Here is a 14,694-nt window from a genome sequence, read left to right as displayed (position 1 = left end):
CAACGGTCCGGCCGGGTCAGCCGCGGCGGCCGAACCACCGACGGCGTCGCTCGGCGCGCTCGTCGCGCCGTGCCTCCTCCAGCGCGGCACGCTGCGCCTCGACCCGCGCCGTACGACGCTCGCGCCAGGCCTCGACCTCGCCCTCGACGTCGCGTTCGGGGGTGATGACCGGCGGGCCGCCGAGGAGCTGCATGCGAGCCCGGCGGACGCGCGCGTTGAAGGACTCGACCTCCTCGCGGACCTCCGACTCGGCCGTCATCCGGTCGAGCCGGCCGGCCAGCTCGACGTCCTCCTTGCGCAGCTCCAGCGCCGGCGGGAGCACGCTGATCTGCTCACGCTCGACGAGCTTCTTGACCCACCAGTCGGGGTCGTGCTCGGTCCCGAGCCCCTCGATCGGCTTGCCGGCACCGGGGAGGTCGTCGAAGTCACCGCGCTCGAAGGCGATCCGTAGCTGCTGCTCGACCCACTGGGTCTGGTGCTGGATCCGTGCGGCGGCCGCGGACCCGCCGGTGCGGTCGTCGCGCGCCAGCTCCTGGTGCTGCGACTGGCGCGGGGGGTCCCGCGGCTGGTCCTCCGGGTCGGTCATGCGGCTCACCTCCGAGGTCCCCAGCCTAGGAGGCGAGCGGTCACGGCGGGGTCTGGCCGGTCCGCCGTCCCGGTGCCACACTCGGAGCATGGCCATCCGCACGGAGCCCATCGACAAGCACGTGCGCGGGCGCCTCGACGGCACCGTGGTGGTGGAGACGCGCGACCCGCTCCTGGTGTGGCAGGACGGGTTCCCGCCGGTCTACGGGTTCGCCCCCGACGAGGTGGCCGACGGCACGCTGCGGCCGGCGACCGGGTCGTCGTACGACGGGGGCTTCTTCTTCGGCCCGCACCTGCCGGTGGCCGAGTGGTACGACGTGGCAGTCGGCGACCGCGTGGTGCCGTGCGGGGCGTGGCGGTTCGCGGACCTCCCCGACCGCGTGGTGCTGACCTGGGAGCCGCACCGGTTGGACTGGACCGAGGAGGACGAGCCCGTCGGGCTGCACCCCCGCGACCCTCACAAGCGGGTGGAGACGCTGCACAGCTCGCGGCACGTGGAGATCGCGATCGGCGGCGTCCCCGTCGCGACCAGCTCCCACCCGGTGCTGCTGCTGGAGACCGACCTGCCCACGCGCTACTACCTGCGACGCGAGGACGTCCGGCTCGACCTGCTGGTCCCGACGCACGCCCGGTCGGCCTGCCCCTACAAGGGCGAGGCCGACCACTACTGGACGTTCCCGGGGCCGCCGGAGGTGGTCAACGTCGCCTGGTCCTACTCCTCGCCGCTGCCGGCCGTCAGCGCCATCGCGAGCCGGATCGCCTTCTACAACGAGCTCGTCGACCTGCGCGTCGACGGCGTCCTGCTCGAGCGGCCGGACTCCCCGTTCAGCCGTCCCGAGCAACGGCCCGGCGGGCGCTGAGGACGTCGGCCGGCCCGTAGGGTCTGCCCGTGCGCATCCTCTCCACCAACCTCGGCGCCGCCGCCGTCGTGCGCGAGGGGCGTCGCCCCAGCGGGATCGGCAAGCGCCCGGTCGGCGCCCTCGACGTCGCCGACCCCGGGCCCAAGCGCCGCGGCCCGGGCGGGGTGGGCTTCTCCGGCGTCGCGGGGGACTTCGTGGGCAACGGCCGCCACCACGGGGGCTCGGCGCAGGCCGTCTACGCGTTCGCCCGCGAGGAGCTCGACCACTGGGAGCGCGAGCTCGGGCGCACGATCGCCCCGGGCCTGTTCGGGGAGAACCTCACGACCGCCGGCATCGACGTCGACGCCGCCGAGCAGGGCGACGTCTGGCGCGTCGGGTCGGCCGTGCTGGTGGTCACCGGGCCGCGCGTCCCCTGCGCGACCTTCGCGGCGCGGATGGGGGAGCGGGCGTGGGTGCGGCGGTTCACCGAGCGTGGACGCAGCGGGTGCTACCTCGCCGTGCGAGAGCCCGGCCGGGTCGCCGCGGGCGACGCGATCGCCGTCGAGCCGTCGGGCTCCGGGCTGGTGATGCCACGCCTGCTCGCCGGCTGGATGGGCGACCTCGACGCCGCCCGCGAGTCGATGGCCAACCCAGCGCTCGACGGGGAGAGCCGGGACCACTTCACCCGGCTGCTCGCCCAGCGCGCCTAGCCGCGTCGTACCCGATCCACCCCGCCCTCCGGATAGTTTGGGACGATCTCGTCGGTGAAACCGCGGTTCCACCACCGATTTCGTCCCAAACTACCCCGGCGGCCGGCTCAGTTGAGGATGCGCATCGACGACGGCACGCCCCCGCCGCGCTGGACCTCCTCGGCCAGCTCCTGGAGCGCGGTGAGCGCCACGTTCTGGGAGAGCGGGCCGTGGGAGACGCGGGCGACGCCGAGCTCCTGCTGGCGCTCGAGCGACGGGGTGCCGGGGATGGCGATCGTGGTCAGCCGCTGCGGCCCGAAGGCGTCGACGAGGGTGACGATCTCCTCCTCGGTCAGGATCGCCGGCACGAAGACGACCGGCGCGCCGGCGTCGAGGAACGCCTTGCCGCGCTCGACCGCGTCGGCGAGCACCTCCCCCCGGTCGCGGTCGCGCCCGAGGTGGAAGGCGTCGGTGCGGGCGTTGAGCACGAAGTCCGGGACGCCCTCGGCCTCGGCGGCGGCCATCACGGCCTCGACCTGGGCGACGGCCTCGGCCAGCGGCTTCATCTGGTCCTCGAGGTTGGCGCCGACGACGCCTACACCGATCGCGCGGCGCACTGTCTCGGCGGCGTCGCCGTACCCGCCCTCGAGGTCCGCGCTGACCGGCAGGTCGGTCGCCTCGACGATGCGGCGGCACATGTCGAGCATCTCCTCGACGGGGATGTTTTCGCCGTCGGGGTAGCCGAGGGTGGCGGCGATCGAGTGGCTGGCGGTCGCGAGGGCCCGGGTGCCGGGTACGTCGGCGACGGTCTTGGCGCTGATGGCGTCCCAGACGTTGACCACGGTGAGGAGCTCCGGGGCCTGGTGGAGGGCGAGCAGGTCGGTGGCACGGGAGGAGGTCGTCATGCCAGTCATCAAAGCAAGGCACGGCGAATCTGTTCCCGGCCACGGTCGGTGGTGCCCGTCAGACTGTCTGCCATGACGGATGTGTGGAGGCTGGTGCACGCCGAGCGGGCGGCGCTCATCGAGGACCTGGCCGGGCTCACCGACGAGCAGTGGGCGCAGCCGTCCCTCTGCGAGGGGTGGACCGTCCACGACGTGGCGGCCCACCTGGTCGTCAACGCCCTCGCCACCCGTCGCGGCGTCGTCCGGGCGATGCTGCGCGCAGGGCTCGACTTCGACCGGCAGAACGCGCAGGGCGTCTCCCGCGCCCGCGGCGCCACCCCGGCCGAGACCCTCGACCGCCTGCGGCGCGTGGCCCTGCGCACGACCGGCCCGGGTGCCCCGCTCGACAGTCGGCTCGTCGAGGAGGTCGTGCACGGGGAGGACATCCGCCGCCCCCTGGGCCTCACCCGCAGCTATCCGCCCGAGGCGGTGCTGCGGGCGCTGGCCTACCAGGCGCACACCTGGGTCGGCCTCGGCGGCGCCAAGCAGCACCTCGCCCGGCTCCGCCTCGTGGCGACCGACGCGGGCCTCGGCCTCGGCGAGGGTGCCGAGGTGCGCGGACCGGCCCTGTCGCTGCTCCTCGTGGCCGCCGGCCGCACCGTCGCGCTCGACGACCTCGCTGGGCCGGGAGTGCCGACGCTGCGGCAGCGTCTCGGTGCCGGCGGCTGACGCTCGCGGTGCTCCACCGGCGAGGGGGCGACCCGCGAGACCGTGCGCGGTTGCCGTCAACTGCCGACTGCACCTGCACACGACCCACGGGGAAGAGCACGCCCGGGACGTGAGGGGTCAGTGGTCGCTGAAGGACGACTTCGGTACGGCGACCAGCGCGAGCGCCGCGAGCAGCGCGGCGACCGAGCAGACGGCCCACACCGTGAGGTAGCCCGCCAGCGGCGCGTGCCCGGCCTCCGGGCCGACGAGCGAGCCGGTCGAGGCCAGCGCGATGGCGAAGATCGAGGAGGCGATCGCACCGCCGACGGTCTTGGTCGCGTTGGTCATCCCGGTGGCGAAGCCCGTCCGGTCCGCGGGGGCCGCGGCGGCGGCCGCGGCCGGCAGGGCAGCCACGAGCGCCCCCGAGCCGATGCCGGCGACGCCCATGTTGACCAGCGCCTGCGTGGTGGTGTCGTGGAACGGGATCCACAACGCGTAGCCGAGCGCGACCAGCAACGACGAGGCGATCAGCGCCCGCCGCGCGGTCAGCAGCCGCGCCGTCAGCGGCAGCGTGAAGGCGCCGACGGCGAGGCTCACGACGTACACGCCGATGAGCGTCGAGACGAAGGCCGCGTCCGCACCGAGGCCGTAACCGGCGACGTCGGGGTCGGTGCGCGCGAAGGTCGACAGCGGGATCTGCGCCCCGAGCACGGACATGCCGAAGAGGAACGCGGTCAGCTGCACCGGCCACTGCGCGCGGGTGGCCATCAGGTCCACGTCGATGAGGGGCTCGGCGATCCGGCGCTCGGCCCGGACGAAGGGGACGAGGAGCGCGAGCCCGGCGCCGATCAGCAGCCACGCCAGGAGCGACGACGGGCCGTCGAGCCGGACCACGATGAGGCCGGTCATGAGCACGCCCAAAACCCCGGTGATGAGGGTGAAGCCCACCCAGTCGATGCCGCCGGTGGCCCGCCCGGGCACGTCCTCGATGCCGAACCAGATCACCACGAAGCAGATCGTCACCGCGACCGCGGGCAGCGCCAGCAGCACCGTCATCGAGGTCGACTCGACTAGGGCACCGGAGGTCAGCGCCCCGATGATGACGGCCAGCTCGAGCGCGCCCACGAGGACCGCCGCCGACCGCCGGGTGAGCAGCGCCTGCCGTCCGGTGCCGGCGGTGCGCCGGTGGATGATCGCGACCTCGAGCGGCAGCCACACGACGTACGCGCCCTGGATGGCCCAGCCGATGAGGAAGGTGGTGAACGACGGTGCAAACGCCAGGATCCACGAGCCGAGCGCGGTGATCGCCGTGGACAGGAGCAGCACGTTGCGGTGCCCCCACAGGTCGCCGAGCCGGGCGAGCAGCGGCACGCAGAGGGCGGAGACGATGAGCTGTGCGGCCTCGAACCAGTTGACGTCGGCGTCGGTGATGCCGAGGTGGTCGGCGATGTCGCTGAAGATCGGCGTGTAGTAGCCCTGCAGGATGCCGCTGGCCAGCTCGACGCAGACCAGGAAGCCGACGATCCGGACCAGGTGCGGCGCGACGCGAGGCGCGGCGGCGGTGGTCGTCATGCGGGGAGCCTCTCGAGGAGCGTGCGGTACCAGCGGACCCCGTCGACGAGCGCCGAGACCCCGAGGTGCTCGTCGTAGGAGTGGATCGACTCGCGCTGCGCCTTGGTCATCCGGAACGGCGCGAAGCGGTAGACCCGCTCGCAGATCGCGGTGAAGTGCCGCGAGTCGGTGGCGGCCATCATCACGTACGGCGTGGGCACCGCGTCGGCGAACACCTCGCCGATGCACGACTCGAGGAGTCGGAAGGCGTCGTCCATCGGTGACACCGGGCTGGGCTCGCCGGCCGCGACGACGTCGATGCGGATCGAGTCGTCCTTGATCACCGCCCGGAGGTGCTCGACGACGCCGGCGACGGTGTCGCCCACCATCACCCGGACGTTGAGCCCGGCCCGGGCGGTGGAGGCGATGACGTTGATCGCCGGCGACCCGCTCAGCGTCGTGGCGGCCACGGTGGTGCGGGTCATCGCCGCCGCTTCCGGGCCGGCCGCCACCAGCGCGCGTGTCACGGCGGGCGCGAGCCGGCCGGCGCGGGAGAGGATCGGGCGCAGCGGGGCGGGCGCGTGCGGCGCGAGCCGGTGCACCAGCTCGAGCGTCGGGGCGGGCGCGGAGGCGGGGAACGGCGACCTCTCGATGCGCAGGATCGCCCGCGCGATGCGGGCGGTGGGGCCGTTGCGTGCCGGCGTCGAGGCGTGGCCGCCGCGGCCCTCGGCGACCAGCTCGATGCTGGTCGTGCCCTTCTCGGTCACGCCGATGACGCCGAGCGGTGCCGCGATCCCGGGGAAGGCCTCGTGCGCGATCGCACCGCCCTCGTCGAGCACGAACCACGGGTCGACCCCGGCGGCCCGCAGGTGGTCGACGGCCGCGAGTGCCGCCGTACCGCTCACCTCCTCGTCGCAGCCGAACGACAGCCACACGTCCTGGCCGGGCACGTGCCCGGCCTCGAGGAGCAGCTCGACCGCCTCGCAGATGCCGACCACGCAGCCCTTGTCGTCGAGGGTGCCGCGGCCCCAGACTGCCGGCCCGGTGGGGGAGTCGGCGAGCACCGCGCCGAAGGGCGGGTGCTGCCAGGGTGCGTCCTCGTCGACCGGTACGACGTCTAGGTGGGCCATGAGCACGACCGGCTTGGTGGCGCTCGCCCCCGGCCACCGCAGCAGCAACCCGTGTGTGCCGACGCGGGTGGCCTCCAGCTCGGCATGCAGCCGGGGGAACTGCGTCTCGAGCTCGGCCAGCAGCCGGTCGAAGGCGTCGGTGTCGACCCGCGCGGGGTCACGGTCGGACACCGTCGGGATCCGCACGAGGGCCTGGAGCTTGCCGACCACGCGGTCGAGGGGGGCGTCGGACATGGCCGCAACCTAGTGCCGCCCCCGGGTAGTTGGGGACGAACTCGTAGGTCGAACCGCGCGATCGCCTACGAGATCGTCCCAAACTAGCCAGCCCGGGGGGAGGGGGGTGGCCTCGACCCGTCAGGCCTCGGTGACGTCCAGGAGCACCTTGCCGACCGCGCCGGCCTCGACGGCGGCGTGGGCTGCCGCCGTCTCCTCCAGCGGGTAGTGGTGCACGGGCAGGCCGTGCTCCTCACCGATCCCGAAGGCGCCGTCGGCGACGGCTGCGGTGACGTCCTCGGCCGCCCGGCGCAGCGCCTCGTGACCGACGGTGTAGAGCAGCACCCACTGGAAGCGCGCGTTGGTGGTGAACGTCTCACGCACCCCGAGGGTGACCTCGTCGCCGCCGTTGTTGGCGTAGATCGCGATCGTCGCGCGGGGCCGGATCACCTGGAGGTCCAGGCGCAGGTTCTGCGCGGGGGCCACCTCGACGACGATGTCGACGCCGTCGGGCGCCAGCACGCGGATCGCCGCGACGGGGTCGTCCTCGCGGTAGTTGACGACGTGCTGCGCGCCGGCCGCCGTCGCCAGCGCGGCCTTTTCGGCGCTGCTCACGGTGCTGACCACCGTCGCGCCGGCCCAGCGGGCGAGCTGGATGGCCGCGTTGCCGACGGCGCCGGCCCCGCCGGCGACCAGCACGGTCCGGCCGTCGAGCGCGCCGGGGGTCAGGCGGTCGGGGCCGTCCTCGGAGGTGGTCAGGGCCCGGTGGGCGGTGACGGCCGGGACGCCCAGCGCCGCCCCCACGTCGTACGACGCGGAGTCCGGGAGCCTGGTGACGTTGCCGACCGGGAGCACGACCTGCTCCTGCGCCGTGCCGCCGGGGCGGGTGTGCTGCGCCAGCATCGTCCACACCCGGTCGCCGACCGCGAGGTCCGTGACGTCGGGGCCGACGGCGTCGACGACGCCCGCGCCGTCCTGGCCGGGCACGATCTCGGGGAAGGCGAGCTCGCCCATGCCTCCTGCGCGGAACTTCCAGTCGGTCGGGTTGACCCCGGCCCGGACGATGCGGACCCGGACCTCGCCGGGGCCGGGCTCGGCCGCGTCGCGCTCGACGAGGTGGAGGACCGAGGAGTCGCCGCGCTCGCGGTAGACCACGGCGCGCATCAGCGGTCCCCGAGCGTCGGGTAGTCGGTGTAGCCCTCGGCACCGCCGCCGTAGAACGTCGACGGGTCGGGCTCGTTGAGGGGCGCACCGGTGCGCCAGCGCTCGGCGAGGTCCGGGTTGGCCAGGAACTCGCGCCCGACGGCCACGAGGTCGGCGAGGTCCTCGTCGAGGATCGCCTCGACGTCCTCGAATGCGGTGACCGACCCGAAGCCGGAGTTGAGCATCACCGGGCCGCCGAAGCGCCTGCGGAGGTCCGCGACGAGCGGGCTGCGCGGGTCGGCGAGGATGCTGAGGTAGGCCAGGTCGAGGTCCTTGATGCCGTCCACGAGGGTCTCGTAGGTCGCCCGGGTGAAGGCCTTGTCCTCCTCGAGCACGCCCTGGATGTTGTGCGCGGGGGAGATGCGGATGCCGACCCGGTCGCCGCCGATCGCCTCGGCCACGGCGCGGGTCACCTCGATGGCGAAGCGGGCGTGCGCCTCGGGCGTCCCGCCGTAGCCGTCGGTGCGGGTGTTGGAGGACTGGCCCAGGAACTGGTGGATCAGGTAGCCGTTGGCCGCGTGCACCTCGACCCCGTCGAGACCGGCCTCGACGGCGTTGCGGGCGGCGGTGACGAACTCCTCGACGACGCCCGCGACCTCGTCGGTCTCCAGCGCGCGGGGGACCGGCATGTCGACCTGCCCGTCGGCGGTGACCATCTTGCCGTCGGCGGGCAGGGCGCTGGGGGCGACGGACTCGAGGCCACCCTTGTTGTCGGGGTGCGCGACCCGGCCCACGTGCATCAGCTGGGCGACGACGTGGCCGCCCCCCTCGTGCACGGCGTCGGCGACCTTGCGCCAGCCGGCCAGCTGCTCGGGGGAGTGGAAGCCGGGGGTGTCGAGGTAGCCCTGGCCGACGGCGCTGGGCTGCGAGCCCTCGGTGATGATCAGCCCGGCGCCGGCGCGCTGGCCGTAGTACTCGGCGTTGAGGTCGCCGGGGACGGTGCCCTTCGCGCGGTTGCGCGTCAGCGGCGCCATCACGAAGCGCTGGGGCAGCTTCCAGCCGCCGACGACGATCGGTTCGAATGCCTTGGACACGTGGGTGACCTCTCCTCGAGAACTCGTTGACCGTTCACCTGGTCCAAGGGCCTCGGGCCGGCAGGCATTCCCCGGGGTGGCCCAGGTCACCGGGGACGGCTGGGTCACGAAGGGCGGGTCACCAGCGACCGCGGTGCACCACGTCCGTACGCCGCTCGCGACGGGCGGCCGAGCCTCGGGTGCCGGTCGCTTCGGTGCGGTGGCCCACGGTGATCGCCCCGACGGGCGTGTGGTCCGCCGGCACCCCGAACGCCTCGCGGAAGCCGTCGACGTGCTCGCCCGGGATGCCGAAGAAGCAGGCGCCGAGGCCCTCGTCGACGGCGGTCTGCAGGATCAGCAGGGCCGCCATCCCGGTGTCGACGTGCCAGTAGGGCACCGGCCAGCGCGCCTCGTCGCGGTCGGTCCAGCCCTTGTCGGGCTCGGCGTAGCGGTCGAGGTAGGCGTCCTTGTGGGCCAGCGGCACGATCACCACCGGCGCGGTGCGCATGCCGTCGAGCCAGGTGTTGTGCGCGTCCGGGTCCGCACCGGTGGCCGTCCAGAAGCGCGCGACGTCGTCCGGGGTGTCCAGCACCAGGAACGCGTAGCCCTGGCTGAAGCCCGCGCTGGGCCCGCGGGTGGCGTTGTCGAGGAGCCGGTCGAGGGCCTCGGGCGCGACCGGCCGGTCGGCGTACGTGCGGACCATGCGGCGTCGTCGTACGACGTCTTGGAACTCCATGCCCCGACTGTGGCACGCTCCCGCCATGGGAGAGCCGGGCACAGCTGGCGGCGTCGTGCCGATCGTCGAGGTCGACCAGTCCGGGCACGCCGAGCGTGCGTGGGTCGTCGAGGCGATCCGGCGGCTCAAGGCCGACCAGAACCGCTCGGCCGACACCCATCTGCACGCGGTGCGGATGCCGGCGTTCCCCGACGTCGACCTCTACCTCAAGGACGAGTCGACGCACCCGACCGGCTCGCTCAAGCACCGGCTGGCGCGCTCGCTGTTCCTCTACGGCCTGTGCAGCGGCCTCATCCAGGAGGGCACCCACGTCGTCGAGGCGTCGTCGGGGTCGACGGCGGTGAGCGAGGCGTTCTTCGCGCACCTGCTCGGGCTGCCGTTCACCGCGGTGATGGCCCGCACCACGTCGCCGTCCAAGGTCGCGCTGATCGAGCGCGAGGGCGGGCGGTGCGTGCTCGTCGACGACCCCGCCTCGGTGTACGACGTCGCGCGCCGGCTGGCCGAGGAGTCCGGCGGGCACTACCTCGACCAGTTCACCTACGCCGAGCGGGCGACCGACTGGCGGGGCAACAACAACATCGCCGAGTCGATCTTCGACCAGCTCGCCATGGAGCGGTTCCCCGTCCCCGCGTGGGTCGTCGTCGGCGCCGGGACGGGCGGGACCTCGGCGACGATCGGGCGCTACGTGCGCTACCGCGGGCTGACCACGCGGCTTTGCGTCGTCGACCCGGAGAACTCCGCCTTCCTCGCCGCCTTCCGCGACCCCGGCTGCGGGGAGACCACCTGCGGCTCCCGGATCGAGGGGATCGGTCGGCCGCGGGCCGAGCCGTCGTTCCTGCCTGACGTCGTGGACCGGATGGTGCAGGTGCCCGACGCCGCCTCGGTCGCGGCCGCGCACTTCCTGCGGGAGCGGACGGGCCAGCTGGCGGGCCCGTCGACGGGCACCGCGCTGTACGCCGCCACCAAGCTGGCCTGCGACATGCGGGCCGCCGGCGAGGCCGGGTCGATCGTCACGCTGCTGTGCGACGCCGGGGTGCGCTACCTCGACACCTACTTCTCGCCGGCCTGGGTCGAGACGCAGGGCTGGGACCTCGAGCCCTACCTCGCCGTGCTCCGGCGGGCCTGGGACGACGGGGTCTGGACGGGCTGACGTCCCGGCCGGCGTCTGGGATCCGAGACGTCGCCACGGCGGGTGTCGTTGACCGGCGGACCTCCGCCCGGTGGACTCACCCCATGACGTTCGAGGGGATGTGGGCCGAGCTGGCGCCGATCGGCCGGTCGGCGTCGTCGGGGGGCTACAACCGCCAGCCCTGGGCCTCGGCGGAGTCCGAGCTGCGGGCCTGGTTCGCCTCGGCCGCGTCGGCGCGCGGGCTGGAGCTGGAGACCGACGCGATGGGCAACCAGGTGGCGTGGTGGCGTCCGGCCGGGGTGGTCCGTGACGAACGGACCCCTGCGTCCGCCGAAAGGGGGTCCGAACGTCACGGACCACCCCGACCGGGCGCGATCCTCACCGGGTCGCACCTCGACTCCGTCCTCGAGGGCGGGGCGTACGACGGCCCGCTGGGGGTGGTCTCCGCGCTCGCGGCGCTCGACCTGATGCGCTCGCGGGGCGTCGTGCCGACCCGGCCGATCGGCGTCTCGGTGTTCACCGAGGAGGAGGGATCACGCTTCGGGCTGGCGTGCCTCGGGTCGCGGCTGGCGACGGGGGCGACCTCGTGGTCCGACGCCCGGGAGCGCCGGGACCGGGACGGGGTGGCGCTGCCGGACGCGCTGGCGGCCGCGGGCCTCGACGTGGGAGCGCTGGAGGACGGCGGCGGCCTCGTCGACCTCTCGGGGGTCGGCTGCTTCGTCGAGCTGCACGTCGAGCAGGGCCGCGACCTCGTCGACCGCGGCGCCGCGGTCGGCGTGGGCAGCGAGATCTGGCCGCACGGTCGCTACCGCTTCGACTTCACCGGCGAGGCCAACCACGCGGGCACGACGCGGATGGAGGACCGCCGCGACCCGATGCTGACCTACGCGATGACCGCGTTGGCCGCCAACAAGCAGGCGCGGCTGTCGGGGCAGCGCGCGACGTTCGGTCGGCTCGAGGTCGCCCCCAACGGCACCAACGCCGTCCCGTCGCGCGTGACCGCGTGGCTCGACGCCCGCTGCTCCTCCGAGGAGGTGCTCACCGACCTGGTCGCCGCGATCGAGCGGCAGGGCACCGAGCGTGCGGACCGCGACGGCACGGCCTTGGCGGTGACCGCGGAGTCGGTGTCCCGCTCCGTGGCCTTCGACCCGGCGCTCGCGGCACGGATCGCCGGGATCGGCGACTGGCCGGTCATCCCGACGCAGGCCGGCCACGACGCGGGAATCCTCTCCGCGGCCGGCATCCCCAGTGCCATGCTCTTCGTGCGCAACCCGACCGGGGTGTCGCACTCACCTGCCGAGTCCGCCGAGACCGTCGACTGCCTGTCGGGGGTGGAGGCCCTGGCCGACACCCTCACGGAGCTGGCGCGATGACCACGACCTACCTGCTCGAGCACGCGTGGGTCGGGGGACGGGTCGAGCCCGGCGTCGTCGTCGACGTGGACGACGGGGTCATCAGCGGCGTCACGCTGCGTGATCGTTCGGGGGCTCCCGAGGCGGAGCCGCGTCCGCTCGAGCCCGACCACGTGCTCCTGGGGCTCACGATCCCGGGCCTGGCCAACTGCCACAGCCACGCCTTCCACCGCGCCCTGCGGGGGCGCACCCAGCGCGGCCGCGGCACGTTCTGGACCTGGCGGGACCAGATGTACGTCGTTGCCGGCCGACTCGACCCCGACTCCTACTTCGAGCTGGCCCGGGCCACCTACCGCGAGATGGTCGCCGCCGGCATCACCGCCGTCGGGGAGTTCCACTACCTGCACCACCAGCACGACGGGGCGCCGTACGCCGACCCCAACGCCATGGGCCACGCGCTGCTCGAGGCGGCCCGCGAGGCCGGCATCCGGATCACCCTGCTCGACTCGCTCTACCTCTCCAGCGGCTTCGGCAAGCCGCCGCACGGCGTGCAGGTCCGCTACAGCGACGGGTCTTCGCAGGCGTGGGCCGACCGGACGGCGGCCATCGACGCCGGCCCGGGCGCCCGCGTCGGGGCGGCGCTGCACTCGGTGCGCGCTGTGCCGCGGGACGCGCTGGAGCACGTCGCGCGGCACCACGACGGCGTGCTGCACGTGCACCTCTCCGAGCAGGTCGCGGAGAACGAGGCCTGCCAGGCGGCGTACGGCGTCACCCCGACCCGGTTGCTCGCCGCCCACGGGCTGCTGCGGCCGACGACCACGCTCGTGCACGCCACCCACCTGACCTCCGCGGACATCGCGCTGATCGGGGAGGCGAACGCCTACGTCGACTTCTGCCCGACCACCGAGCGCGACCTCGGCGACGGCGTGGGCCCGAGCCGGCGGCTCGCCGACGCCGGCGCGCGGCTGACGCTGGGGTCCGACAGCCAAGCGGTCATCGACCTCTTCGAGGAGATGCGCGCGGTCGAGCTCGACGAGCGGCTGGCCACGATGCGCCGCGGCCACTGGTCGGCCGCCGAGCTGCTCACGGCCGCGACCGCCACCGGCCACGCCAGTCTCGGGTGGCCGGACGCCGGCTCGATCGCCGTGGGCCAGCGCGCCGACCTGGTCACGCTCGACCTCGCCTCCCCGCGCACGGCGGGGGCGGGGGTCGACGAGCACGCCGTGGTCTTCGCCGCGAGCGCCGGCGACGTCCTCCAGGTGGTCGCCGACGGGCGACTGGTGCACACGCGCGACCAGGTCGGTGAGATCGGACGCGAGCTCGACCGGGTGATCAAGGCGGTGCACGGATGAGCGTGCTGATCACCGGCATCGGCGAGCTGGTCACCAACGACCCCGAGCGCGAGGGACTGCTCGGGCTGGTCGAGGACGCCGCCGTCGTGGTCGAGGGCAGCACCGTCGCGTGGGTCGGCCCGGCGGCCGAGGCACCCGCGGCCGACACGGCGTACGACGCCGGTGGGCGCGCCGTCGTGCCCGGCTGGGTGGACAGCCACAGCCACCTGGTGTTCGCGGGCGACCGCGCGCAGGAGTTCGCCGCCCGGATGACGGGGGAGCCCTACTCCGCCGGCGGCATCCGCACCACCGTCGCCGCCACGCGTGCGGCCACCGACGAACAGCTCACCTCCCACGTCGCCCGTCTCGTCGCCGAGATGCGGGCCCAGGGCACCACCACCATCGAGATCAAGAGTGGATACGGACTCTCCGTCCACGACGAGGCACGGTCGCTCGCGGTGGCCCGCCAGTTCACCGACGAGACGACCTTCCTCGGTGCCCACGTCGTGCCGGCGGACACCACCCCCGAGGAGTACGTCGAGCTGGTCACCGGCCCGATGCTGGAGGCCGCGGCCCCCCACGCGCGGTGGATCGACGTCTTCTGCGAGGACGGCGCCTTCGACGTCGACCAGGCACGGACGATCCTGGCAGCGGGCACCGACAACGGCCTGCGCGGTCGGCTCCACGCCAACCAGCTGACCTACGGCGGCGGCGTCCGGCTGGCCGCCGAGCTCGGGCTGGTCGCGGTGGACCACTGCACCTACCTCACCGACGACGACGTCAGCGCGCTGGCCGACTCCGGCACGATCGCCACGCTCCTGCCGGGGGTCGAGTTCTCGACGCGGCACCCCTACGTCGACGCGCGCCGGCTGCTCGACGCCGGGGTCCGGGTCGCGCTGGCCAGCGACTGCAACCCGGGCTCGTGCTTCACCTCGTCCCTGGCGTTCTGCGTCGCGCTGGCCGTGCGCGACATGGGGATGAGCCCCGCGGAGGCCGTGCACGCCGCCACCGCGATGGGCGCTGCCGCCCTCGACCGCGACGACGTCGGGGTCCTGGCGGTCGGCAAGCGCGCCGACCTCGTCCTCCTCGACGCCCCGTCGTACCTCCACCTCGCCTATCGCCCCGGCGTCCCGCTGGTCGCCGGGGTCTGGCAGGGCGGACGCCCGGTCGCACCGGGCCCGGTGGCGTAGTCCGCGACGAAGGGACCCCGAATCGGTTCGGATGAGGGTCCGTTCGTCACGGACTACCCCGGGTCAGCCGGATGGTTTGGGACGAACTCGTAGGCGAAACCGCCGTTCGGCCACCCAGATCGTCCCAAACTACCCAGCGGG

General features: G+C 74.0%; 14 protein-coding genes. 7 read left to right on the top strand and 7 right to left on the bottom strand.

Annotated features, from left to right (window positions below):
* Nucleotides 1-16: 16 nt before the first annotated feature.
* Nucleotides 17-586, bottom strand: coding sequence for a DnaJ family domain-containing protein (locus tag DAI17_RS13860; protein WP_107773772.1), 570 nt, complete (start codon nucleotides 584-586; stop codon nucleotides 17-19).
* 88 nt (nucleotides 587-674) lie between these two features.
* Here DAI17_RS13860 and DAI17_RS13855 point away from each other — a divergent pair, with 88 nt between their 5' ends.
* Nucleotides 675-1,445: a DUF427 domain-containing protein gene (locus tag DAI17_RS13855; protein ID WP_107773771.1), complete on the top strand. Its 771-nt coding sequence runs from the start codon at nucleotides 675-677 to the stop codon at nucleotides 1,443-1,445.
* 29 nt (nucleotides 1,446-1,474) lie between these two features.
* On the top strand, nucleotides 1,475-2,134 hold the full coding sequence (locus tag DAI17_RS13850) for an MOSC domain-containing protein (protein ID WP_107773770.1): 660 nt from the start codon (nucleotides 1,475-1,477) through the stop codon (nucleotides 2,132-2,134).
* A gap of 107 nt (nucleotides 2,135-2,241) precedes the next feature.
* Here DAI17_RS13850 and DAI17_RS13845 read toward each other — a convergent pair whose 3' ends face one another.
* Entirely contained in the window at nucleotides 2,242-3,018 is a 777-nt protein-coding gene (locus DAI17_RS13845) for an isocitrate lyase/PEP mutase family protein (RefSeq protein ID WP_107773769.1), read from the bottom strand.
* 72 nt (nucleotides 3,019-3,090) lie between these two features.
* Between DAI17_RS13845 and DAI17_RS13840 the strand changes: the two genes are divergently transcribed.
* A complete protein-coding gene (locus DAI17_RS13840; RefSeq protein ID WP_107773768.1) occupies nucleotides 3,091-3,726 on the top strand; it encodes a maleylpyruvate isomerase family mycothiol-dependent enzyme in 636 nt (211 codons plus the stop codon).
* A gap of 117 nt (nucleotides 3,727-3,843) precedes the next feature.
* On the opposite strand, the gene DAI17_RS13835 is transcribed toward DAI17_RS13840, so the two are convergent.
* The 5 genes from DAI17_RS13835 to DAI17_RS13815 form a co-directional block, all read right to left on the bottom strand.
* Nucleotides 3,844-5,277 (bottom strand): MFS transporter, encoded by a 1,434-nt coding sequence (locus DAI17_RS13835; RefSeq protein WP_107773767.1) that lies wholly within the window; start codon nucleotides 5,275-5,277, stop codon nucleotides 3,844-3,846.
* Nucleotides 5,274-6,620 carry a M20/M25/M40 family metallo-hydrolase gene (locus DAI17_RS13830; RefSeq protein ID WP_107773766.1) on the bottom strand — a complete coding sequence of 449 codons (1,347 nt, stop codon included), beginning with the start codon at nucleotides 6,618-6,620 and terminating at the stop codon, nucleotides 5,274-5,276. Before DAI17_RS13830 ends, DAI17_RS13835 begins: the two co-directional genes overlap by 4 nt.
* Nucleotides 6,621-6,740: 120 nt before the next feature.
* On the bottom strand, nucleotides 6,741-7,763 hold the full coding sequence (locus DAI17_RS13825; protein WP_107773765.1) for an NADPH:quinone reductase: 1,023 nt from the start codon (nucleotides 7,761-7,763) through the stop codon (nucleotides 6,741-6,743).
* Nucleotides 7,763-8,836: an alkene reductase gene (locus DAI17_RS13820; RefSeq protein ID WP_107773764.1), complete on the bottom strand. Its 1,074-nt coding sequence runs from the start codon at nucleotides 8,834-8,836 to the stop codon at nucleotides 7,763-7,765. The genes DAI17_RS13825 and DAI17_RS13820 overlap by 1 nt, the downstream gene beginning before the upstream one ends.
* 118 nt (nucleotides 8,837-8,954) lie before the next feature.
* Nucleotides 8,955-9,551, bottom strand: a complete 597-nt coding sequence (locus tag DAI17_RS13815; protein WP_107773763.1) for a nitroreductase family protein — start codon at nucleotides 9,549-9,551, stop codon at nucleotides 8,955-8,957.
* Between the two features lie 25 nt (nucleotides 9,552-9,576).
* Between DAI17_RS13815 and DAI17_RS13810 the strand changes: the two genes are divergently transcribed.
* The 4 genes from DAI17_RS13810 (at nucleotide 9,577) to hutI (ending at nucleotide 14,553) form a co-directional block, all read left to right on the top strand.
* Nucleotides 9,577-10,701 carry a PLP-dependent cysteine synthase family protein gene (locus DAI17_RS13810; RefSeq protein ID WP_107773762.1) on the top strand — a complete coding sequence of 375 codons (1,125 nt, stop codon included), beginning with the start codon at nucleotides 9,577-9,579 and terminating at the stop codon, nucleotides 10,699-10,701.
* An 83-nt stretch (nucleotides 10,702-10,784) separates the two neighbouring features.
* Nucleotides 10,785-12,053: an allantoate amidohydrolase gene (locus DAI17_RS13805; RefSeq protein WP_199905119.1), complete on the top strand. Its 1,269-nt coding sequence runs from the start codon at nucleotides 10,785-10,787 to the stop codon at nucleotides 12,051-12,053.
* A complete protein-coding gene (locus DAI17_RS13800; RefSeq protein ID WP_107773761.1) occupies nucleotides 12,050-13,384 on the top strand; it encodes a formimidoylglutamate deiminase in 1,335 nt (444 codons plus the stop codon). The genes DAI17_RS13805 and DAI17_RS13800 overlap by 4 nt, the downstream gene beginning before the upstream one ends.
* Nucleotides 13,381-14,553 carry an imidazolonepropionase gene (hutI, locus tag DAI17_RS13795; RefSeq protein ID WP_107773760.1) on the top strand — a complete coding sequence of 391 codons (1,173 nt, stop codon included), beginning with the start codon at nucleotides 13,381-13,383 and terminating at the stop codon, nucleotides 14,551-14,553. Before DAI17_RS13800 ends, hutI begins: the two co-directional genes overlap by 4 nt.
* Nucleotides 14,554-14,694: the final 141 nt, after the last annotated feature.

Origin of the sequence: Nocardioides sediminis (assembly GCF_003047295.1) — a bacterium.
Classification (GTDB): domain Bacteria; phylum Actinomycetota; class Actinomycetes; order Propionibacteriales; family Nocardioidaceae; genus Nocardioides; species Nocardioides sediminis.
The sequence above is the reverse complement of the archived record's forward strand: the minus strand, read 5'-3'. Positions and strand labels throughout refer to the sequence as shown.